We start from the raw sequence: 22,447 nt of genomic DNA, 5'->3' as shown, positions 1-22,447 counted from the left end.
TGGCTCGCGGCGCTCTGCCGTGCTGCTGTGCGCTTAGATGGGGCCTGCGCGCCGCGCTTCAAGGGCTCAGGGGGCCTTGGCGACGATGACTTTCGCCGGGCGCACCAGACGATCGTTGAGCATGTAGCCCTTCTGCACGACCTGGATGACCGTGTTGGGCTCGACTTCCGCCACCGGCGCCATCGCCAGCGCTTCGTGCTGATCGGGATTGAACTTCTCGCCCTGCGGGTCGACCGTGACCATGCCGAACTTGCCCATCGCCGTTTCGAGGATCTTCAGCGTCATTTCCGAGCCTTCGCGCAGCTTGGTGAAATCAGCCCCCTCGACTGCGGCCTGGATACCCATTTCCAGACTGTCACGAACTGGCAGCAGCTCATTGAAGAATTTCTCCAGCGCGAATTTGTGCGCGGCCGCCAGATCGCGTTCATTGCGCCGGCGCAGGTTCTCCATCTCGGCCCGGGTGGCAAGAAATTCGTTCCAGTGCTCCTCGGCCTTGGCCTGAGCCGCGCTCAGCTCCTGCTTGAGATTCTCGATCTCCTGCTCGGCCGTCGCGACCGGCAACTCGTCGGCGGGCGCTTCGCTCACATTCTCAGCCGCGGCCTGGGTCGCCATCTGTTCCTGGCTCATCCGGAAAATCTCCAGGTAGTCCAATCGGTTGTAAAAAAAGAAAACGTCCGGCGTCCGCTCGTGCAGTGCCGTCCGCTGTGGGTATGGGGATCAGGTACGCGAATTCAAGGCCGATGACAGTAAACGCGCCGTGACATCCACCAAAGGCACGACACGCTCGTAGGCCATCCGCGTCGGCCCGATGACGCCGAGCACACCGAGCACGCGACCGTCGACACTGTAGGGTGCGGTGACCACGCTGCACTCATCGAGGACGTCGTAGCCCGTCTCCTGGCCGATAAAAATCTGCACACCGTCAGCCCGCATGCACTGGTCGAACAGGTCGAGCAAATCACGCTTGCTGGTAAAGGACTCGAACAGCTGGCGCAGACGGCCAACATCGGAGAGTTCCGAAAACCCCATCAGGTTGGTCTGCCCGGCCATGACGAAATCATCACCCGGTTCGGCATCGTCACCGAACGCCTGCTCGGCCATTTCGACGGCGCGGCGCATTGCCTCGGACATGTCGTCCTGCGCGCGCTGCAGCTGAGCCAGCAGTTCGGCACGCACCTGACTGATATCGCGGCCGGCAAACAGTGCATTGAGCATGTTGGCCGCCTCGGTCAGCTCGGCGGCGGTGTGGTCTCGTGCAACGTGGATGATGCGATTCTGCACCTCGCGCTCATTGACGACGACGATCGCCAGCACGCGTCGATCCGACAGCGCCAGAAACTCGACCTGGCGCAGCGTGACGGATTCGCGGCGCGGCATCATCACCACGCCGGCCATGTGTGAAATACCGGACAGCAGGCTGGAGGCCGACTTCACCAGCATCTGCGTATCCTGTGCCTGCAGAAACTGGCGGCGCAGCGTCTGTACCGCGACTTCCTCAAGCGGCCGCACCTGCATCAGCGCATCGACGAACAGACGGTAACCGCGTACGGTCGGCACCCGACCGGCCGAGGTGTGCGGCGAACGCAGCAGCCCGAGGTCTTCCAGATCCGCCATGACGTTGCGTATCGTCGCAGGCGACAGATCAAGCCCGGTGCCCTTGGCCAGCGTCCTAGAGCCGACCGGCTGTCCATCGTCGATGTAACGTTCCACCAGCAGCTTTAAAAGCTGCTGCGCCCGTTCCGACAACTGGGTGGTCGGCACCTGCTGCTCTGCCACGCGCTGCGCCTCCGCTGTTGGCACTCCAGTCATCGGAGTGCCAACGGATCAAGCTAAACAGCGGCATCAACAGTGTCAAGGCGCAGCAGGCACCGCACAGCAGGCCCCGACCGTGCGATCATGGTGCATGTGAACCTATTCCTATCGGTCACCGGCGATTCACGATGCCCTATCTGTTCGAAACCATCGGCCTCATCGGCAAATACGGCGATCCCGGCGTCGCCGACACTCTCGCGCAGATCGCCGACTTCCTGCGGCAGGCCGGGCGGCAGGTACTGCTCGATGAAGACACGGCGCAACTGACCGCGGCACAGGGCGTGGATGTCGCCACCCGACGCGAGATCGGCCGCCGGGCGGAGCTGGCCATCGTCGTCGGCGGTGACGGCACGCTGCTCAACGCGGCGCGTTCGCTGGTCGACTTCCAGGTGCCGATCGTCGGCGTCAACCTCGGCCGGCTCGGCTTCCTGACCGACGTATCCCCGGCGGAAATCCCGGCCGGGCTCGACGCCATCCTGCAGGGCCGCTACCACGAGGAAAACCGCGCGCTGCTGCATGCCCAGGTACGCCGCGGCGAGCAGGTCATCAGCGAGGCCGATGCCCTCAACGACGTCGTCGTCCATAAGCGTGACGTCGCGCGCATGGTCGAACTCGACACCTTCCTCGACGGCCAACTGCTCAACGCTTACCGGGCCGATGGCCTGATCATCGCCACGCCGACCGGCTCCACGGCGTATGCCTTGTCCGGCGGCGGGCCGATCCTGCACCCGACGCTCGAAGCCTTCGTCGTCGTACCGATCTGCCCGCACACGCTGACGCACCGGCCGATTGTCATCGGTGCCGATTCCGATATCGAAATCGTCGTGCGCGGGCGCAACACTACACAGACGCAGATCACCTGCGATGGCCAGATCAGCCTGCCCATCGAACCGGGCGATCGCATCGTCATCCGCCGCAAACGCCGTCAGCTGCGTCTGCTGCATCCGCTCAACCACGATTACTATGAGCTGCTGCGCGCCAAGCTGCGCTGGGGCGTCAATCCCGAAGGTACCGAGTTCAACCGCTGACCCCCGCTGCGCGAGGGCCGTTCCCGATGCTGACCCATCTGCAAATCCGCGACTTCGCCATCGTCGAGTACATCGAACTCGAACTGAGCGCAGGCATGACCGCTGTCACCGGCGAAACCGGCGCTGGAAAATCGATCATGGTCGATGCCCTCGGCCTGCTGCTCGGCGACCGTGCTGACAGCGGCGTCGTGCGCCACGGCGCCGAGCGCGCGGAAATCAGCGCCGCTTTCGATCTCGAACAGCTGCCCGCTGCGCAGGACTGGCTCGCCGAACGCGACCTCGATGCCGATCGCGATTGCTGGCTGCGCCGCACGATCGGACGCGATGGCCGCTCACGCGCTTACATCAACGGTACGCCGCTGCCCCTGGCCAGCCTGCGCGATCTCGGCGAGCGCCTCGTCGATATCCACGGTCAGCACGAACATCAGTCGCTGATGAAGCGCGATGCCCAGCGTGCGCTGCTCGACGCCTTCGCCGGCCTCGGTGCAGAACTTGAGCAGCTGGCCAGCGCATTTCAGAGCTGGGCGCGCATCCGCCGCCAGATCGACGAGCTCGAACAACGCAGCGCCGAACGCGAGGCACGCCTCGACATGCTGCGCTATCAGGCCCGCGAACTCGAAGAACTCGGGCTCGGCCCCGATGAACTGGGCCAGCTGGAGGACGAACACCGGCGTCTGGCCAATGCAGGTCGCCTGCTGGACAGCAGCCAGCGCGTCCTCGATGCGCTCTATGAAAATGACGCCTGTTCAGTGCAGAGCCTGCTCGGCCACGCCGCAGCCGAGCTGGGTGAGTTGGCCAACGTCGATGCCAGCCTGCTGCCGAGCACGGAGCTGCTCAACTCGGCGCTGATCCAGGTGCAGGAGGCCAGTGACGAGCTGCGGCGTTACGTCAGCCGCCTGGACCTCGATCCCCGCCGGCTTGAGTGGCTGGAAAATCGTCTGGCCGAGATTCAGGCCCTGGCGCGCAAACACCGCCAGCGCCCCGAAGATCTGCCAGCCCTGCTCGAACATCTGCGCACGGAACTCGACGAGCTTGAGCACAGCGAACAACACGCCGACGACCTCGGCCGGCAATTGAAAGACACTGAAGTCGAATACCGTCGGATCGCCGAACGCGTCGGCGCGCAACGCTCTCACTCAGCCGCCGAACTGGGCCAGCAGGTCAGCGCAGCGATGCATGAGCTGGGCATGCCGGGCGGCCGCTTCGCCGTCGAGCTCACACAGATCGACAAACCATCAGCAAACGGCCTGCAAAGCGTCGAATTCCTCGTCAGCGCCAACCCCGGCCAACCGCTGCGTGCGCTGGCCAAAGTAGCTTCCGGCGGAGAACTGGCGCGCATCTCGCTTGCGCTGCAGGTCATCACCGCCCACGGTGCACAGGCGTCCACACTGATCTTCGATGAAGTGGATACCGGCATTGGCGGTGGCGTCGCGGAAATCGTCGGTCGACGACTGCGGGAGCTCGGTCGACACGGCCAAGTTTTGTGCGTCACCCATCTGCCGCAGGTCGCGGCGCAGGCGGATCACCACCTGTTCGTACGCAAAGCCACCGATGGTGAATCCACCCATACGACCGTGGCCCCACTCAGCAACAAAGAGCGAGTGCATGAAATCGCACGGATGCTGGGGGGCGTCGAAATCACCACTTCGACACTGACCCACGCCCGTGAAATGCTCAAACGGACTCGTCAGAGTGAGACCAAACTCCCGCCCGCCTGAGCACAGCCAAGCAATAACAGAAAAACTCAGGACTCCTCGCTCTGCTCAGGGCCCGTCTGCTTCAACAGACGCTTGCGCTCGCAGTCCGGCCGCATGCAGTTGCCATAAAGAGTTAACGCGTGATCGGCCAGCTCGAACCCCATCCGCCCGGCAATCTCACGCTGGCGTGCCTCGATGGTTTCGTCGACGAACTCTTCGATATGGCCGCACTGCAGACAGAGCATGTGGTCATGATGCTCGCCATGATTCAGCTCGAATACCGACTGTCCACCTTCGAAATGATGGCGGTGCACCAATCCCGCCGATTCGAACTGTGTCAGTACCCGATAGACGGTTGCCAGCCCGACCTCTTCACCACTGGCCAGCAAGGCTTTATAGACATCTTCTGCGCTCAGATGCTGGCTACCGCCGCGCTCCTGGAGGATGGCCAGGATCTTCATGCGCGGCAGCGTGACCTTCAATCCGACTTCTTTCAGTTCTCTGGAACCCAAGAGACTCAACCTCGTCAGCTGTTCTGCCCGTGTCGAGGGCTTTGGGTTATGCTCTGCGGCAGTCTAAACAACGGCGGACCCCCCTTCAAATGCACCGGATTTTCGTCTGCGCGGCACTGGCCAGCACCCTCTTCGTCACAGGCGCCTGCTCCCTGACCTTGCCGAGTTTCTATAAGACGAAGATTCGCCAAGGTAACTACCTTGAGCAGTCCGCCCTGAACAGCCTGCATGCAGGCATGACCCGCACCCAAGTACAAGCATTGATGGGATCCCCCCTGCTTACCGATCCCTTCCACCAGAACCGCTGGGACTACGTCTATATCTATCGGCCCGGCACCTATGACGATGGTGAGCCTGAAGAACGGCACGTCACACTGTTCTTCGATGGAGAAGTCCTAAGCCGGATCGAATACGCTAAGCCGTAGTCCACTCAACCGGCCGGCTTCAGGCTCCGTCGGGGAGATCGCCTCCCCCTTTCTTCATGCGTTTACCTTCAGCTGCACGTTGCTTGCGGACAGCTTTCGGATCTGCGACCAGTGCGCGATAAATTTCTACTCGATCCCCACTACGCAACACGGTGTCGAGTTTAGCCGCCTTGCCGAAGATCCCAGTATCAACCTGTTCGGGATTGATTTCCGGGAACCGATCGCTGATTCGTGACACCAACAGTGCATCCCGCACAGTGCTCCCAGATGCGAGCTCCACCGGCAAAACGACCTGCCGCTCTGGGCAAGCATACGCAACCTCTACCTTAATGAGCTCAATTTCGGCCATAAAGATCCACCGCACGCTTACAAAAGGCGTCCACCAGAGAATTTGCAATCTGATTAAAAATCGGACCGATCGCGATTTTCAGCAATGAATTAGAAAACTCGAATTCCAGATCGAGAGAAATCTTACATGCACCCTCACCCAGCGACTCAAATCGCCAGAATCCCTCCAGGCGACGGAACGGCCCGTCGACCAGCCGCATCTCGATCATCTTATTCGGCTGCATACGGTTACAAGTCGAAAATGACTTGTTGATGGCACCTTTGGCCATCTCAATCGTCGCGTGCACTTCATCCGCATGAACCTGCCGTACTTGAGTGGAACGACACCAAGGCAGGAACCTAGGGTAAGCCTCGACATCTGCCACCAACACGTACATGTTCCCTGCGGAGTACGGGACCAATGCACTTTTTTTGATTATCGCCACCAGCTTTTACCCAAAGTGGCCCATCTTCGACCCTCATGTGGTACAGCAGGCCGAATCTCAGGCGGAATGGTGCATTGTCCGCGAATCTCACTGACGGCTCAACCGCGTCACTCGACACCAGCGCGATCGCCAAAGGCTACAATCCCGAAACTATGAGCAAAAAAAGCAAAAACGCCGCGCCGGCAAGCATCGCGCAAAACAAAAAGGCCTATCACGACTATTTCATTGAGGAGCGATTCGAAGCTGGCCTCGTACTCGAAGGCTGGGAAGTCAAGAGCTTGCGTGAAGGCAAAATCCAACTTAAGGAGGCGTATGTTCTCCTCAAGGATGGAGAAGCCTTCCTGTTCGGCTGTCATATATCGCCACTGCTGTCTGCTTCCACCCACATCCATCCTGATGCCATCCGTACCCGCAAGTTGCTGCTCCATGCTGAAGAGATCTCTCGCCTGATCGGTGACGTCGAGCGGAAAGGTTACACTCTGATGCCACTATCGCTGTACTGGAAGAAAGGTCGTGCGAAACTCGAGATCGGCCTCGCACGAGGCAAGAAGGACTATGACAAGCGCGCCGTGGAGAAGGAAAGAGACTGGGAACGCGAAAAAGCACGCATCGTTCGTCACTAGGCCTTGCAATAGTTGGACCTTGGCCATACTGACCGACTAAGCTATACTTCTAAAGCTCGGCTATGGGGCCGACTTGGTTTCGACGTGGGTTACAAAACCTGAGATGCATGCCGAGGATGTCGCTAGGCCTCGTAAAAAAAGCGGCAAATCAATAGTTGCCAACGACGACAACTACGCTCTGGCCGCCTAACCCGGCCAGCCTCTGCTCCGGAACGTGCTCGTAAAGTCCGGGTGCCCGCAAGGGCGTGCAGGGGTCGACCCAGAACGAGATCGCGCACACGCTTGCCCGGAGCCGCAGCGCTAAATCCCACGGGACCGCCGCTCAACATCCTGCCCGTCGGATCGCGAACGGTTAAATCGTAGACGCGGCTAAGCATGTAGTATCAATGGCGGAGAGCTTGCGGACGCGGGTTCGATTCCCGCCGGCTCCACCAAAATTAAAAAGGTCTGGATAGTATCCAGACCTTTTTTTATCGAAAATCTCAAAATAACAAGCTGATCTAACGTCAGCATTCGCAAAAAAGCATCACAGCCCAGCAGGGTGAAAGCACCAGCTTCGCAGGCCCTGCTTGAAAACAGGGCTGCGAAAGTGGCATTTGCTCCTTGAGAGCACAGTGCAAGTCGCTACTTCAGGCGCTGCAGCATCGCTCGCGCAGAGTCCTGCTGTTCAAACGACCTATCCTCACTCAGCAAACGCTCAAGCTCTCGTTTTGCCTCATCGGGTTTGCCAGATTTTTCAAGTGCAACCGCTAAATGGAAACGAATATCCCCCAAATGGGGAGCCTGAACAGCAGCCTGCCGAAGGATACGTACGCCTCTTTCAGTATCGCCGTTTTGCGTCAGCACCCACCCAAGGGTATCCGCAACTTCTGGACTATCTGGCGCTAACTCTCTGGCCTTCTCTGCTAAAGATATAGCCTCTTTACTGCCTTTTTCGTTATAAAGCCAAGCCAGATTATTTAGGGCAGGAACATATTTTCCATTTTTTGATAGCAAAATCTTATATTGTTCGATTGATTCATCAATTTTTCCAATACGCTGAAGCTCGACAGCTAATTGCATACGGACAGAGATGTCTTCAGGATGCTCAACAAGCCATTTCTCTAAAACATCACGAGCCTTATTACCATCGCCGCCAAGAAGCAAAACTTTAGCCAATTGTTGAACAATTCTAGAATTAGGCGACAACACGAGGGAGGCCTGATATGCCTGCGCAGCCTCTTTCCATTTCGACTGCAAGCCAAAGCTATCTCCTTCAAAACGCTCCGCCATGCCTGATTTAGGATGCGCTTCCCGTAAAACAGCAATAACCTGGGATAGTTCAGAAAATCTTCTATCACGCAACAGCAACTCGCCTTTCATCACGAGCGATGGGAAATACTTTGAATCGAAAGACAACGCTTGCTTCAAAGCGTCCTCTGCTGCAGCAAAATCCTTCAAGCGCACTTCCGCTCCAGCTTTCAATTGCCACGGATCAGGAGACTTCGGAGCCAGCTCACCGTAGCGCACGAATGCTTGCTTTGCATTCGCCGGATCATCATTAGCAAGCAGCACAATACCAAGCAACCTTTGCACGGCAGGAGAATCCGCTTGTGCACTTTCAAGCGAACGAGCCACTTGCAGCGCTTTAAGCCGCTCGCCTCGCTGCAAATAGCGCTCCGCCAAGACACTTCCAACAGAAAACTGCGAAGGGTTTTTATCCCAAGCCTTCTCTAACCATTGCAGAGCATCACCAGCATTCCCCGCGCGATCTGCAATTGCAGCCAACGCAAGCATCGCTTGAGCATTATTCGGGTCCTGCTTCAGGATCGACATATATCGATGCGTGGCTTCATCGACATTGCTTTCCCTTAAGTCAAGCTGTGCCAAATTTAGCTCTGCAACCGAAAATTGCGGGGAAATTTTCAGTGCCTGCTCAAAAGATGAACGAGCAGCCTTAAAATCTTGACGCCCCAGCTCCGCTACGCCCAGCAAATTATAAGGCATCGGATTATCAGGTAATTTTCCAACGAGAGACCTTGCAGTGTCGACAGCTTTATCAAACTCTTTGTTTTGCAGCAAAGTCAGCACCAGCATGATATCTGCTTGGACCAAACCCTGATTCAGATCAACTGCTGTTTCCAGCTCTGAAATTGCCTTATCCGCCTCCCCAGAGGCGAGCATAGAAAGAGCCAGCTGAGCCCTGATTGCTGATTGATCTGGAGATATTTCTGCAGCTTTTTGCAAAAGCATCCCTGCCTTTTGCACATCACCACTTTGCATATACGCACTGCCCAACAACGCTAAATACTGAGCATCGTCATTAGCCTTTTCTTGCTCAAGAACTTCTATGGCCTTTTTTGGATTTTTCAGTTTCATTTCTGTCGCAGCAAGCAACTTACGCGCATGCAAATTGCTCGGCTGAGCTGCAACAAAACGCGAAAGATATGACTGTGCCTGCTCCAAATTACCCTGCTGAAGGGCTATCGCTCCCAACAGCAAATAACTTGGCCAATGCTCTGGGGCAAACCGTAAAACATCAAGCAGTGCTTCTTGTGCACCGGGTAAATTTTTCTGTACTAATAAAATCCGTCCACGCAGATAGTTAGCCGGGGGTAAATCCGAGCGAATATTACGCACCGCATTGACATCAGCCAGCGCAGCATCGAAATTTTTTTGCTCGAAATTAGCCTCCGCACGCCCCAGCAGGGCGCGTAATTCACGAGGCCGTTTTGAAATAACCTGAGTATACAAAGAAACTGCCTCAGGAAGTTTCTTTTGCAGCCTTGACAACTCCGCCTTAATCAGCAAAGCATCAAAATTCTCTGGCTGTAGCACTAAAACTTTATCGATTCTCCGATCGGCTTCTTGATAGTTTTTATCATTTGCATCAAGACGCGCCATAGCAACAAGAGCATCAACATTCTCAGGCTGTAGAGAAAGTGCCTCGTTTAGCTTTGCTCGGGCCGAATCAACCTTTCGTTCACCAAGTTCCGCGAGAGCTTGGATTGCAAGTATAGAGGCTCGCACTTCAGGTGGATCATTAGCATCTACCTGTAGCTCGTCAGCTATACGATCTGCTTTTCCAAGCATCAATAATGCTTTGCCTAGATCCTTGATCCACTGCACCCGGGGCAGACCAAGATCTCTGGCTCGCGTCAATTCTTTATCCGCAGCGGCGTAATCACCTGCAGCCAAATAAGTCTGCCCCAACAACAAACGGACAGCTGCATTGTCTGGTTCGTCTTGCAAAGCATTTTTTAGTTGGATTATTCCAGCCTGAATATTTCCAGCCTTAATAGACTGCCTTGCTTCTGCAACGTATGAATCGGCTGAAGTCTCAGCAATTGATGGACGCCCAACCGCAACCATTACCGCAAAAGCGACTTTCAACGCTAAAGTATTACGGTTATTTTTCGACTCAATACCCGATGAACTCACACAACCTCCAATTTTTCCGCACTATACTTCAGGTAACAGTCAGGGTTTCATATTATATTTATTAATTAGCGCATACAGTGTTGGCCGCGTAATACCTAGTAAATCTGCCGCATGAGATAAATTACCATCTGCGTGACTTATTGCTCGACCAAGCGCCTGACGTTCCGCCTGCTCTCGAATCCTACGTAGATTAAGCGGTAAATTATTGTCATCAATCTTTTCCAGCTCAAGATCATCTGCTGTAATTTGAGTGGCCTCCGCCATAATTACTGCTCGTTTAACTTTATTTTCTAGCTCTCGAACATTCCCTGGCCATGAGTATGCTTCCAACGCTGCTAACGCATCTTTAGAATACCCCTTGAAAGATTTAGCCATTTTTTGAGAAAACTGATCTAAAAAAGCGCGCCCCAACAAAACTGCATCACCATCCCTTTCACGCAGCGGAGGAATATTAATTGTTATCTCGCTAATTCTATAATATAAACCTTCCCGGAAACTGCCATCTTTTATTAGTGACTGTAGATTCCTATGAGTAGCACACACTACCCTGACATCGACGGGAATCTCATCACGACCACCGACCCTTTCTACAATTCTTTCTTGCAAAAAGCGTAATAACTTTGCCTGCAATGACATAGGCAAATCACCCACTTCGTCTAAGAAAAATGTCCCTCCATCCGCATATTCTATTTTTCCTTTAGTCTGTTTGGCAGCCCCCGTGAAAGCCCCTTTTTCATAACCAAAGAGTTCACTTTCTAATAGCGTTTCCGGAATTGCAGCGCAATTAATTGCAACAAATCGCTTTGATGCCCGTCCTGACAAATCGTGTAATGCACGAGCTAGCACTTCTTTACCCGTACCGCTTTCACCAAGCAGTAAAGTCGTTGCATCGGTCGGCGCTATCCGCTCAACTGTTTGGCAAATTTTAAGCATTTGCGGACTACCGGAGATTAAACCGGTAAGTCGGGGGCCAAAACCGCGCGATGCGAGCTCTCGATTCTCTCGCTCAAGCTGATACAGGCTATATGCACGATCAACAATTAATTTAAGTATTTCTGCATCTACCGGTTTTTGATAGAAATCATAAGCACCGGCTGCTACAGCTTGCAGTGCATTATCTCTGTCATCATTTCCTGTAACTACAATAACTTTAGTATCGGGCGCAAGTTGCATGATTTCCTGCAATGTCGCCAGCCCTTCCGATGCATTCGTAGGGTCTGGAGGCAACCCAAGATCAAGAGTAATTATAGGAGGCTCATGTCTGCGCAGCTGAGAAATAGCCATCTCACGATTTTCCGCCGTCAGAACTTCATATTCCTCGAAACACCACCGCAGCTGACTTTGAAGACCTGGATCATCTTCGACAATAAGCAGTTTTCGATTTAGTTCGCGCAATTTCCAGCCCCCCCCAAACTTGAAGCCGATGCTTGATCCATTACGGAACCACCGGCAATCGCTGCTGTGTCGACAATCGGCAACCGCAGAGCGAAAGTCGTCCCAATCCCTACTGCACTGTCAACCTTGATGTCCCCCCCTATGCCCAGCACGAACGCACGGCTTTCGTAAACGCCAACCCCCATACCCGCGTTACCTTTAGTCGTTTGAAACGGCTTAAATAACGAAGCTCGAATAAAGTCCACATCCATACCACAACCGGTATCGACAATTTTTATACTAATCCACCTATTTTCACGCCCCAAACATATTTTGACGCTTCCGGTAATCGGAGTGGCTTCTTGCGCATTTCTCACAAGATGACATATAATTGCGACAAATTTATCACGATTAGCTCGAAGCTCAATTCCTTCACAATCCCCAACGACTACAGGTAACGGTGCGCGCGAGCGGCTAATTTCGACGACTTCTTGAATCGCTCCATGCAAAGAGAAGATTCGTATATTTTCAGAAACGTTCGTTTTATTCGAAAGCTGGGAAAGAAGTCGGTTCATTCGGCCCGTAGCATTTTCGACTGTTTTAAAAGCATCATCGACAAAAGCGGGGTTATTACGATGCTTTTCAGCATTTTTAACAACGAGTGACAATTGCGCTGCGACATTTTTCAAATCGTGAACAATAAAAGCAGATAAACGGTTAAATGCGTCGAATTGCTTGGTGTTCATCAAGGCTTCTGTTGCATCCAGCAGCGCAACAAACCCCGCAACTTGTCGACCGGCTGTTTTAAGTAAATCACGATCTTCCCAATTGATAGCTCGAGAAATACTTGGCTTCGTCAAAATAACGAATCCCTGCAATTGCTCAATTTGCATCAGCGGCACAATAAGCCATACACGCTGAAGCCCCGTCAGCCAACTAGGCAAATCCAGTCCTTCATAAAGGTCCGGCTCAGCTAAATATTCACCTATTTCTATAACCCATTGCCGCGCCGAAAGAAACTGACACAGACTACTATCTGTCGCTATACTGCGTTGCTCGGAATCACGTGCATTCCTAGTTGCAGATAAAACAAACATCCCTGACTCATCTCTCTGCCACAACCAGCCTCCAGAGCTGTCGACCAACTCTGCAATGGCTCGTATTGCCCTCTCGCGAACAGGCTCTCCTACACCTTCTGCCGATAACGTTTCTGTAAATTTTAACCATTCATCACGATAATCGTATTTATAGTGATAAAAATGTTTACTAAGAAACACGCGTGCATACGCACGAAGCTGTCCAGAAAACATCAAAATAATTAATAAAATTAACGCACTAACGATAAAAACAGATTGAATCGCAGTTCCCCAAGTCCCCCCAAAAGATCTAATATAATACCCTACACCAGCCATAATTATAAGATATAACCCAGCCCCTAATACTGAGGCTGTATGCAAAGCCATTCTCTGAGATACGAACAAGCCAATAGACCATTCAGAGTTACGTTTCACCGACATGAATAAAAGCGGCAATGCTAACGAATCAACGAACCCTCTGGATGCCCACATTTGCAAATCGAGACGCCTAAACAATAAAGCATCAGCATAAACAAAAAAATCATATGAAAATAAAACACCAACACCAAAATAAAGAAATTTTATTCCCCACCGATGCTCTGTTTTAGTATTGCGAAATAGTTGTTCAATTATCCCCAACCCCGCAAGAGCCAACATCAAATGAGCAAAAATATGCACATCAGGCCATAGTGATTTCGAAAAATATGGGGTACCATTCGAAAAAAACTCGAATAAATACAAGCAAATACCAAATATAATAAGCATGGCACGCAAACGACCGAACCACACCTCACCTAACTTTACATCACGAACAATAAGCGGGCTCAATAACCCCAATAAAAACAAAACCCAAAATATAGTACGAATTATCTCCAACCCAGGAAACAAAACCACAAAAATAGCATTAGAATATTCAGCCAAAAAAAATATAGCCAACGCCCAAATCGATGTGGCCATAGTCGCAGCAATAAAAATACCAGATATCCGCCAGGTTCTCCATTTATATAGCAGTACTAAACTAAAAGTAGCATAGAGAAAGGCACATGTTCCGTAGCTGGCATTTATAAGCTGATAAAGATACTGATCTCCGCTCCACAGCATTCCCATCTGCTCCGTCTGTCATCCCAATTTAACGAGCACCTTTACCCCAAAGAATCACGTGGGCTGTTTGCAATAACACCATTAAGTCCAAGAACACGCTGTAATTTTTAATATAATAAAGGTCGTATTGCAGCTTTTCTTTAGCATCTTCTTCTGATGCGCCATAAGGATAACAAATCTGTGCCCAACCAGTAATTCCCGGATTAACTCTGTGCCGCACTGAATAATATGGGATTATACGCTCTAACTCCTCTACAAACTGCGGCCGCTCTGGACGAGGTCCTACAAAACTCATTTCCCCTCGTAACACATTAAAAAGCTGCGGCAACTCGTCTATACGAGTTTTACGAATAAATGCACCAACCTTAGTGACACGTGAATCATTCTTTGCCGCCCATTGAGCAACGCCATTACGCTCCGCATCGACGCGCATACTCCTGAATTTAATGACTCTGAATACCCTATCATTGCGCCCAACACGTTCTTGACAATAGAATACAGGCGCCTTTCCTCCCGCTTCGATACAAATAGCTAAAGCTGCCAGTAACATTATTGGCCATGTCAAAAGTAATAACAAACAGCTAGCACCAACGTCGAACAACCGCTTACTAACAGACGTCAAAGCCGCTTGATGAAATCCGTCCGAAAAAATCATTGAACTTGGGTGCAACGCATCCAAGCGGATTTTTCCAGTTTCTCTCTCGAAAAAATTGGATAAATCACTAATAAGCACACCACTCATCTTGCAATCGAGAATTGCATCTATAGGGAATCCTCTACGTCTATCATCCATAGCCACAACGATTTCATCCACTTGATGTGAATCTACAATATCGCGTAAAGGCACACCTGTTTTAATTAATGATAACGGATCAATTTGAATATCATCAATTTCATTCAACTGCACATATCCAACAATTGCAAAGCCATTCCCTGCCCACCCAGACTCCAGCTCTTCAATCTGCCTTGCGCGCTTCCCGCACCCTAGAACTAAAACTCGCCGCCGCAAAGACTCATGATCTGACCATCTAAAAAAACCGAACCGCGCAAATGCAACAAGAGCAAAAGCGGTAGCAAACCCAATACCAAACTCACCGCGCCCGAGATATAAATCTGGTGCAATATAATAAAGAAGAGTGATAACAAACAGCCCAAGGAGGAATCCCACCGCGACACGGAGCATCATGTCCGCTTTGCCATCCCAGAAGTTTCTCTCGTAAAGCCCCATAGCCGTCATAATCGAAACCATTACAATCGCAAACACGGCGGCTTTAAGCAACAGTCCTTCTGTCGTAAAAGCCCACCCTTCCAATGCAGAGCGAATAAACTTACCAAAGGGAATTGCTGCTAAAAAAATAAGACATTCAATCAGCGCAAGCGTTAGTAACGGCAGCGGCACATAGTGCCTGAACAGGCGAATCATCCTTACTACCCCGATTTTAAAAGATATATCTGTTACTGTAATACCAGAATGGCACCACAACCACTTTACTTTTCCAGCCTAACCAGCGATAAATTCAGCCATGCGTTGATTTATAAATTGAGCTAAGTAGAGAATACATCAATCGACTATGCCTCCCGATCAGTAAGCTGCAAAACATCGTGGAAAATGCTTACCCCAGAGTTGTCAGCTAGCCCTCAACTGCCCTCCTTCCCCTCCAAAAACAGCTGTTTGAGCGAACAGAGCGTTCGACCATGTCGAGCATCGCTTCATGTGCGATCAAGCTCCCCTCATCAGCGGCCACTACGCGGAGGGCGGGACGGTCAGCAGGAAGTACAAATTCAGTCATTTCCACCTGCACGACTTGCGCGGTAACCTCTGATACTTGCTCGACTTCGAGAGTCATAGCAACTTGGCCACCGGTCATTGCAAGATAAACATCAGCCAAAATGCGGGCGTCCAACAAAGCCCCGTGCAGATTTCGCTTAGAATTATCAACTCCATAGCGCCTGCATAGTGCATCCAAAGTATTCCGCTGCCCTGGATGCTTATCACGCGCAAGCTGAAGCGTATCTAACACATTCCAGCTATCGGCGATGTTCCTTTCTGAGAATGGAAGTCTGGAAAACTCATGGTTTATAAAGCCAATATCAAACGCAGCATTATGAATAATAAGCTGAGCGTCATCGATAAAATGTAAAAAACCCTGAGCAATATCGGCAAATACAGGCTTATCTGCCAAAAATGCGTTCGTAAGACCATGCACTTCGACAGCCCCCGCATCCACTCCTCGCTGCGGATTAATGTAACAATGAAAAGTGCGCCCCGTTGGCCGCCGACCATCGATTTCGACACAACCGATCTCAATAATACGATGCCCAAGCGCTGGATCTAAACCTGTAGTTTCTGTATCAAGTACAACCTGGCGCATATCAGTCCTCTCCTTTATTTAAATTAAGACATGAAGTTTTTTCGAAATACCGATACTAATCGCTGCCCTAGCGGCTCGATCAACACGCTCATTGTAAGGATCCCCTGCGTGTCCTTTGACCCAGTGCCAGGTAATTCGATGCTGCGCCGCCAATGATTCAAGACGAAGCCACAACTCAACGTTTTTTACAGGTTGTTTTGTTGATGTTTTCCAACCATTACGCCGCCAGCCAGTAATCCATTTTGTTATACCGTCAAGTACATATCGGCTATCCGTGTATAAATCAACCGAGCAAGGGCGCTTCAGCGCCTCCAGTGCAGAAATGACAGCTATCAGCTCCATAACATTATTGGTGGTATGGGCAGCCCAACCAGAAAGTTCTTTTTCACGATCATTCCACCTCATTAACGCAGCCCATCCGCCTGGCCCAGGATTGCCCGAACATGCACCATCTGTATGAATCTCTACGCCCCCCTCGATCACACCTCAGCCCCCCGCATTTTCATATATTCCTGCCCCTCCCCGACGATACCCCCATATCCAATACGTGGCGCTCCTACTACACCAACCGCAGCCAATCGACGTGAACGCCACCGTGGACGCACCGGGGTAAAAGTAGAAAGGCGCTTTTTGGCTACGAGTAGGTATCCTTTCGCTCCGAGCGCTACAGGCCAACACGCTAACTGGCGCCACCACTCCGATTTTCTTCCGTGAAAGAACACTCGCTCTACATCAAGCCCTGCGCGCTTAATATCCATCGAGGCAGCCGCCGCTCCGTGCAACCTCAGACCCGACGACAGGTTGCCCGATCTCCCCCCTAGCAGCCGCCACAAGCCGCCTTCGGCAAGGGGATTGAAACCCAGTAAGAGCAGACACCCTTCTGGGATCAAGCAACGTTCAATCTCATGAAACAAAGGGGGCACATAATCGAGACATTCATGCATATGGACTACGACAAATACGTCGACACTGTCTGGACCAAATGGCATTGCACACGGATCAGCTACCAGACTAGAGTCCTGCCCACAGCCTTCAACAGGGTGAAGCAGGCAACGATGGCTTATACGACTAGCCGCCAACCAGTCGCCACTGACTATCGGGCAGCTAATGCAGACAGCATGATACCCAAACATTGTCGACAGCACATGATCGAGGATTTCGTGCTCAGAAAGCGCAAAGCGACGTCCAAAATCATCCGCGTACCAGCGCGCGAGCAAGGAAACTTCGCTGACACGTAAGGAGCTTTTTTGCAAAATAGCGCACCCATATTTCACAATAGAAATTGTGACAATTTTAATAAAAATTATTGAAGAAAATTAACTGTTTAAATTTTTTTACTTCGACGTCAGCCCAACGGCTCTTCATTAAATAAACCTATCAAATAGGTCATAAATTCTGCTTCAATAGCTTTGCCACTATTTATAAAAATGCTTTTTTACTAAACCTTCGCGCGAAATAAAACATAAAAATCATTGTTTATAGAGAGCAATACATTCATGACCTGGATCACCTAAAAGCTATATTTACTAGTGCAGTTTGCTTCGCCGGATGTACATAACCGCTTATTATCTTAACGGCTGATGGTAGCAATCACATTTGTTCTGATAATAATCAAAAATTATGACGCCATTCGGCATGGAAAAAATTGAGAATGTAGCATAATTTGAAAGTAGTTACCGACCCTACGCCATACCACCTAAAAAACAGCAGGACTATGATGGCAGCTAATGCCAAATATCGCACCCACCCCGATCTGACACTGGAAGAGCGAGCTGATGCTCAGATCTCGACCGAGGCTGCACTTGATTATATCAAAAGCCTCAATCGAGACTTCGATGGCAACTAGCTACCAACGTTAGCTGCTTATAATGTCGGAGCCGTACGATTCAAAATGCAGCTCAACGCAATCTCGATGCCGGCCGCCCCATAAAATTTTGTAAGCTGAACTTGCCGTAACGAACTCCAGAATATATAAATATATGCTTCGCATTTTTACGCCACCACATATTATTGCAGAAGCTGAATGATTCAAGCGACCTAAACATAGACTAACAATACTGAAACCCATCGGACAAATATCTAATAAAATCAATTATTTATTAGTCAAATAATTTTCGCGCATAATTCAAAACACTCAACACAAAAACCTATTTTTATTAAATGCCAAATAAATTTTTCGCCAAATTCATCAACGCCAAACGAGAAATTATCGCTTAATTTTGCAATACTTCACTTACACACTCTTGTGTGTGCTGCACTCATTTTGCCATCGCGAACCCTATGTCAAATCAGCTTCTTTTCTGTAGTATAGAAAAAATACATCAGTTATAAAAAATTCAACTAAAGATAAAGCTCAGCAATCATCAAAAATCAGCTATTCTACACATATCAGTAAGCCCTTAAAAAAGGCATCCGCGAAGTTTAATTCGAGAACCGAATTTTTACTAAAAAGGCACACCAAACAAGCCTTATTAATTTTTAATCAATAAACAAACCGCACGGCGGTTGCTTATTTCGACACTGAATTTTCATACCTACAATGCTGGCCTAAATCGATGTTTAAAGAAGCTCGCAGTAACTCACGGGTATAAGGATGCTTGGGCGAGGTAAAAAGCATCTCCGTCTCTCCTTCTTCTACGACCTCACCATGACGCATCACCATCACGCGGTGTGCTACTGATCTGACCACCGCTAGATCATGACTAACAAACAAATAGCTAATACCTCGGCGCCGTTGAAGCTGCCAAAGCAACTCTAGAACTTGACGCTGTACTGTCGCATCGAGTGCGCTAGTAGGCTCATCCAGCAAAATCAAATCAGGCTCAACGACTAAAGCACGAGCAATCGCAATACGCTGACGCTGCCCACCGGAGAATTCATGCGGATATCGCCAAAGCACGTCATCATCCAATCCTACCTCGCACAGCGCTGCAACGATACGTTCGCGCCTTGCTTTAGCATCCAAGTGCGGGTGATGAATAACGACCCCTTCCCCTATAATGTCCTCCACGCACATACGCGGTGACAAGGATGCAAATGGGTCTTGAAATACTACTTGAAAATGACGGCGCAATGGCCTTAACGCCCTTCGACTCAAACTGCTCCATTCATGACCGTTGACACTTACACTCCCACTAGCCGTAATCAATTGTAGCAATGCCAACCCTAAAGTAGTTTTGCCTGAACCAGATTCACCAACAATTCCTAATGTTTCACCAGAAAAAACTTTAAAACTAACATCACGAACAGCCCAAAAAAAATTCTTTTTTTTACGCTTCCACCACCTGCCGTTTTGCTGAAAACGCACCGAGACATTTTTCACCTCCAATCTAGGAGCCCCCCTCTCCTCCCATCGAAGATAACTCTGCTCACTAACAAAGCGCTGCGGCATACTTGAAATTAGGGCTCGTGTGTACGAAGCTTTTGGATTATGAAAAACATCTTCGACATAGCCTTTCTCAACAAGTCTTCCCCGCTGCATAACACAGACACGCTCAGCGAAACACCGCACAAGGTTTAAGTTATGGCTGATAAAAAGAATCGCCATATCCGACTTGTGTTGTAATTGCATCAGCAAATTTAGAATCTGCACCTGCAAGCTAACATCCAAAGCCGTCGTCGGCTCGTCCGCTATCAAGAGACGAGGCTGACACGCTAAAACCATTGCAATCATCGCCCGCTGGCGCTGCCCACCTGATAGCATATGTGGGAACGCATGTGCTTGGCGAACTGGCTCTGTTAAGCCTGTGCGTACCAGCCAATCCACGGCCTGTGACCACGAATCGGCAGCGTTCAACCCGAAATGCAGCTGTATCCCTTCGGCTATCTGACTTCCTATCGACTTTAGAGGATTCAGCGCATTCATCGGCTCCTGAAAAATCATCCCAATATCCCGACCGCGCCGTCGCCGCATCTGGGACTCTTGGATCGCCAGTAAATCTTCACCAGCAAACCGTATCCGCCCTGACACTTTGACCAACCTCGTGTCTAGCAGACGCAGACATGCTAGTGCTGTAACCGATTTACCTGAACCACTTTCTCCAACCAATGCAACGCGTTCCCCAGGATTAATAGAAAAATTCACATCATCGACAACCGGAACAGCATTACCGAAACGAACCTGCAAATGCTCAACATCAAGTAAAGCCCCGCACTCAGCCACGACGTGCATCCACCGCTTCACGTAAAGCTTCGCCAATAAATATTAAAAGCATTAAAGTTCCTACAAGCACCATAAATGTTGATGCAGACAGCCACCACGCAGTTAAATTCTCCTTACCTTGAGCCAACAACTCTCCGAGACTCGGTGTCTGAGGAGAGACACCTAGCCCTAAGAAATCTAAACTTGTGAGTGCGACAATCGCGCCACTAATTCGAAAGGGAAGGAATGTAAGGACAGGTGTCATCGAATTCGGCAATAAGTGTCTAAACATAACACCCGCATCACTAACGCCCAAAGCTCGCGCAGAACGCACATAGTCAAGGCTACGTCCGCGAAGAAACTCAGCGCGAACATAATCAGAAAGCCCCATCCAACCAAAAGCCGCCAACAATGCCAGTAACAAAAAAATGCTCGGCTGAAACAAAGAAGCAAAAATAATCAAAAGATACAGCTCGGGTAACGACGACCAAATTTCGATTATCCGCTGACAAGTAAGATCGACACGCCCTCCAATATAGCCTTGCACAGCCCCCATAAAAACACCAAGTACTGTACCGATGAATGTCAAAGCAAACGCAAAAAGCACCGAAAGGCGAAACCCATAAATCAAACGAGCGAGAACATCTCTCCCTCGGTCGTCAGTCCCTAGCAAATGCTTTTCCGAAGGGGGAGCCGGATTTGGACGATCATCATCAAACACTATAGTATCAAAGCGGTATGGATTAGGCGGCTCTAGCATCCAATTCCCATTGCCTGTCAAGCGCGAGCGCAAGTACGGATCGTGATAATCAGCTTCGCTAATAAAATCCCCGCCAAACGCCGTCTCCGGATAAGCCTGAACGATTGGGAAATATAATTTCCCTTCGTAAAGAACGACTATCGGACGGTCGTTTGATAAAACTTCAGCTCCCAAACTAAGTGTGAATACTAAAGAAAAAAAACCAAGACTCCAGTAGCCCAATCTATTTGATCGGAATCGAATCCACGCACGCCGCGCTGGAGAAATACTGTATGACCTCATCTATGATACCGTTTCAAAACCAATACGCGGATCAACTAACACGTAAGAAAGATCCGATAATAGTTTGGCAAACAGACCAAGCAATGTGTATAAATACAAAGTACCAAGCACTACCGGATAATCTCTCCGCAACACTGACTCATAAGACAATAAGCCAAGTCCATCAAGCGAAAAAGTAGTCTCAATTAATAAACTTCCAGTAAAAAACATACCAATAAAAGCTGCAGGAAACCCTGTCACCAAAGGGATCATCGCATTCCGAAGTACATGCTTCAAAAGCACCGTCCGACCATCTAGCCCTTTAGCCCGCGCGGTCAAAACATATTGTTTACGGATTTCCTCGATAAAACTATTTTTTGTCAGAAAGGTTATCACAGCGAATCCACTGACAGAGGACGCCACTACCGGCAATACCAAATGCCACAGGTAGTCGATTACCTGCCCATTCCATGACAAACTCCCCCAATCGTCAGAGGTCAGGCCACGCATTGGGAAAACGTTCAAAAAACTGCCACCACCGAACAAAACAAGCAACAACAAACCAAGCACAAACCCAGGAATTGCATACCCGATTAACAAAACAATGCTGCTAATAGCATCGAAGCGTGAGCCATCGCGCACTGCTTTGCAAATACCTAAAGGGATGGATACTGTATAAATAAGAAGAAAGCTCCACCCCCCTAAACTGATTGAAACTGGCAGCTTGGAGACAAGCAAGCTAAATACTGAGCGATGGTGAAAAAAGCTTTCCCCGAAATCAAATCGCGCATATTTCCACAACATATCAAAAAAACGCTCAGCAGCAGGCTTATCAAAACCATACAGGGTACGTATTTCAGCGAGTCGTTGTGCATCCAGCCCAGTCGCTCCCCGGTATGCAAACTTCCCAAAGCTTCCTGCCTCACCTGCCATACCTTTATGAGCAAGCTCATTGATCAGCTGTTCTACCGGTCCTCCTGGCACGAACTGAATAATGATAAAGCTAACCAATAGCACTCCTACCAATGTAGGAATCATCAGCAATAATCTTTTAAATAAATAAGCAGTCACT

Annotated in this window: 19 protein-coding genes and 1 other RNA gene; 5 read left to right on the top strand and 15 right to left on the bottom strand. The window is 50.4% G+C overall.

The window, feature by feature from the left end; all coding sequences use genetic code 11:
* Positions 1 to 66: 66 nt before the first annotated feature.
* Positions 67 to 627 carry a nucleotide exchange factor GrpE gene (gene grpE, locus C7443_RS12680; RefSeq protein ID WP_246004651.1) on the bottom strand — a complete coding sequence of 187 codons (561 nt, stop codon included), beginning with the start codon at positions 625 to 627 and terminating at the stop codon, positions 67 to 69.
* Between the two features lie 90 nt (positions 628 to 717).
* Positions 718 to 1,809, bottom strand: coding sequence for a heat-inducible transcriptional repressor HrcA (gene hrcA / locus C7443_RS12675; protein WP_110018983.1), 1,092 nt, complete (start codon positions 1,807 to 1,809; stop codon positions 718 to 720).
* A gap of 131 nt (positions 1,810 to 1,940) precedes the next feature.
* Between hrcA and C7443_RS12670 the strand changes: the two genes are divergently transcribed.
* Both C7443_RS12670 and recN read left to right on the top strand, forming a co-directional pair.
* Positions 1,941 to 2,840 (top strand): NAD(+) kinase, encoded by a 900-nt coding sequence (locus C7443_RS12670; protein WP_110018982.1) that lies wholly within the window; start codon positions 1,941 to 1,943, stop codon positions 2,838 to 2,840.
* Positions 2,841 to 2,866: 26 nt separating this feature from the next.
* Positions 2,867 to 4,558, top strand: coding sequence for a DNA repair protein RecN (gene recN, locus C7443_RS12665; protein WP_110018981.1), 1,692 nt, complete (start codon positions 2,867 to 2,869; stop codon positions 4,556 to 4,558).
* A gap of 26 nt (positions 4,559 to 4,584) precedes the next feature.
* Here recN and fur read toward each other — a convergent pair whose 3' ends face one another.
* Positions 4,585 to 5,049, bottom strand: a complete 465-nt coding sequence (gene fur / locus C7443_RS12660; RefSeq protein ID WP_110018980.1) for a ferric iron uptake transcriptional regulator — start codon at positions 5,047 to 5,049, stop codon at positions 4,585 to 4,587.
* Positions 5,050 to 5,138: 89 nt separating this feature from the next.
* Between fur and C7443_RS12655 the strand changes: the two genes are divergently transcribed.
* Entirely contained in the window at positions 5,139 to 5,474 is a 336-nt protein-coding gene (locus tag C7443_RS12655; RefSeq protein WP_110018979.1) for an outer membrane protein assembly factor BamE, read from the top strand.
* A gap of 19 nt (positions 5,475 to 5,493) precedes the next feature.
* Here C7443_RS12655 and C7443_RS12650 read toward each other — a convergent pair whose 3' ends face one another.
* Both C7443_RS12650 and C7443_RS12645 read right to left on the bottom strand, forming a co-directional pair.
* A complete protein-coding gene (locus tag C7443_RS12650) occupies positions 5,494 to 5,823 on the bottom strand; it encodes an RnfH family protein (RefSeq protein ID WP_110018978.1) in 330 nt (109 codons plus the stop codon).
* A complete protein-coding gene (locus tag C7443_RS12645) occupies positions 5,810 to 6,247 on the bottom strand; it encodes a type II toxin-antitoxin system RatA family toxin (protein ID WP_110018977.1) in 438 nt (145 codons plus the stop codon). The genes C7443_RS12650 and C7443_RS12645 overlap by 14 nt, the downstream gene beginning before the upstream one ends.
* Positions 6,248 to 6,399: 152 nt before the next feature.
* Here C7443_RS12645 and smpB point away from each other — a divergent pair, with 152 nt between their 5' ends.
* A complete protein-coding gene (gene smpB / locus C7443_RS12640) occupies positions 6,400 to 6,870 on the top strand; it encodes an SsrA-binding protein SmpB (RefSeq protein WP_110019173.1) in 471 nt (156 codons plus the stop codon).
* Positions 6,871 to 6,934: 64 nt separating this feature from the next.
* Positions 6,935 to 7,304: a transfer-messenger RNA gene (gene ssrA / locus C7443_RS12635) on the top strand.
* Positions 7,305 to 7,494: 190 nt separating this feature from the next.
* Here ssrA and prsT read toward each other — a convergent pair.
* From prsT to yejB, 10 genes are all read right to left on the bottom strand, one after another.
* Positions 7,495 to 10,290, bottom strand: a complete 2,796-nt coding sequence (prsT, locus tag C7443_RS12630) for an XrtA/PEP-CTERM system TPR-repeat protein PrsT (protein WP_146213301.1) — start codon at positions 10,288 to 10,290, stop codon at positions 7,495 to 7,497.
* A 39-nt stretch (positions 10,291 to 10,329) separates the two neighbouring features.
* The gene (prsR, locus tag C7443_RS12625) at positions 10,330 to 11,685 is read right to left on the bottom strand and encodes a PEP-CTERM-box response regulator transcription factor (RefSeq protein ID WP_110018975.1); all 1,356 of its coding nucleotides are present in this window, start codon (positions 11,683 to 11,685) and stop codon (positions 10,330 to 10,332) included.
* Positions 11,673 to 13,841 carry an XrtA/PEP-CTERM system histidine kinase PrsK gene (prsK, locus tag C7443_RS12620; protein ID WP_211346193.1) on the bottom strand — a complete coding sequence of 723 codons (2,169 nt, stop codon included), beginning with the start codon at positions 13,839 to 13,841 and terminating at the stop codon, positions 11,673 to 11,675. The genes prsR and prsK overlap by 13 nt, the downstream gene beginning before the upstream one ends.
* Positions 13,842 to 13,869: 28 nt before the next feature.
* A complete protein-coding gene (locus tag C7443_RS12615; RefSeq protein WP_110018973.1) occupies positions 13,870 to 15,264 on the bottom strand; it encodes a TIGR03013 family XrtA/PEP-CTERM system glycosyltransferase in 1,395 nt (464 codons plus the stop codon).
* A gap of 208 nt (positions 15,265 to 15,472) precedes the next feature.
* Positions 15,473 to 16,213 carry a DNA polymerase III subunit epsilon gene (gene dnaQ, locus C7443_RS12610; protein ID WP_110018972.1) on the bottom strand — a complete coding sequence of 247 codons (741 nt, stop codon included), beginning with the start codon at positions 16,211 to 16,213 and terminating at the stop codon, positions 15,473 to 15,475.
* A gap of 18 nt (positions 16,214 to 16,231) precedes the next feature.
* Entirely contained in the window at positions 16,232 to 16,693 is a 462-nt protein-coding gene (rnhA, locus tag C7443_RS12605; protein WP_211346194.1) for a ribonuclease HI, read from the bottom strand.
* Positions 16,693 to 17,346 carry a methyltransferase domain-containing protein gene (locus C7443_RS20620; RefSeq protein ID WP_110018970.1) on the bottom strand — a complete coding sequence of 218 codons (654 nt, stop codon included), beginning with the start codon at positions 17,344 to 17,346 and terminating at the stop codon, positions 16,693 to 16,695. Before C7443_RS20620 ends, rnhA begins: the two co-directional genes overlap by 1 nt.
* Before the next feature lie 1,376 nt (positions 17,347 to 18,722).
* Positions 18,723 to 20,384: an ABC transporter ATP-binding protein gene (locus tag C7443_RS12595; protein ID WP_110018969.1), complete on the bottom strand. Its 1,662-nt coding sequence runs from the start codon at positions 20,382 to 20,384 to the stop codon at positions 18,723 to 18,725.
* Positions 20,368 to 21,396 carry an ABC transporter permease gene (locus C7443_RS12590; RefSeq protein WP_110018968.1) on the bottom strand — a complete coding sequence of 343 codons (1,029 nt, stop codon included), beginning with the start codon at positions 21,394 to 21,396 and terminating at the stop codon, positions 20,368 to 20,370. Before C7443_RS12590 ends, C7443_RS12595 begins: the two co-directional genes overlap by 17 nt.
* Complete coding sequence (gene yejB, locus C7443_RS12585) at positions 21,397 to 22,446, bottom strand: microcin C ABC transporter permease YejB (protein ID WP_110018967.1); 1,050 nt, start codon at positions 22,444 to 22,446, stop codon at positions 21,397 to 21,399. It lies immediately after the preceding gene.
* Between the last annotated feature and the right edge of the window lies 1 nt (position 22,447).

Origin of the sequence: Plasticicumulans acidivorans, assembly GCF_003182095.1 — a bacterium.
In the GTDB taxonomy this organism is placed as follows: domain Bacteria; phylum Pseudomonadota; class Gammaproteobacteria; order Competibacterales; family Competibacteraceae; genus Plasticicumulans; species Plasticicumulans acidivorans.
This window is presented reverse-complemented; position numbering and strand designations above follow the sequence as displayed.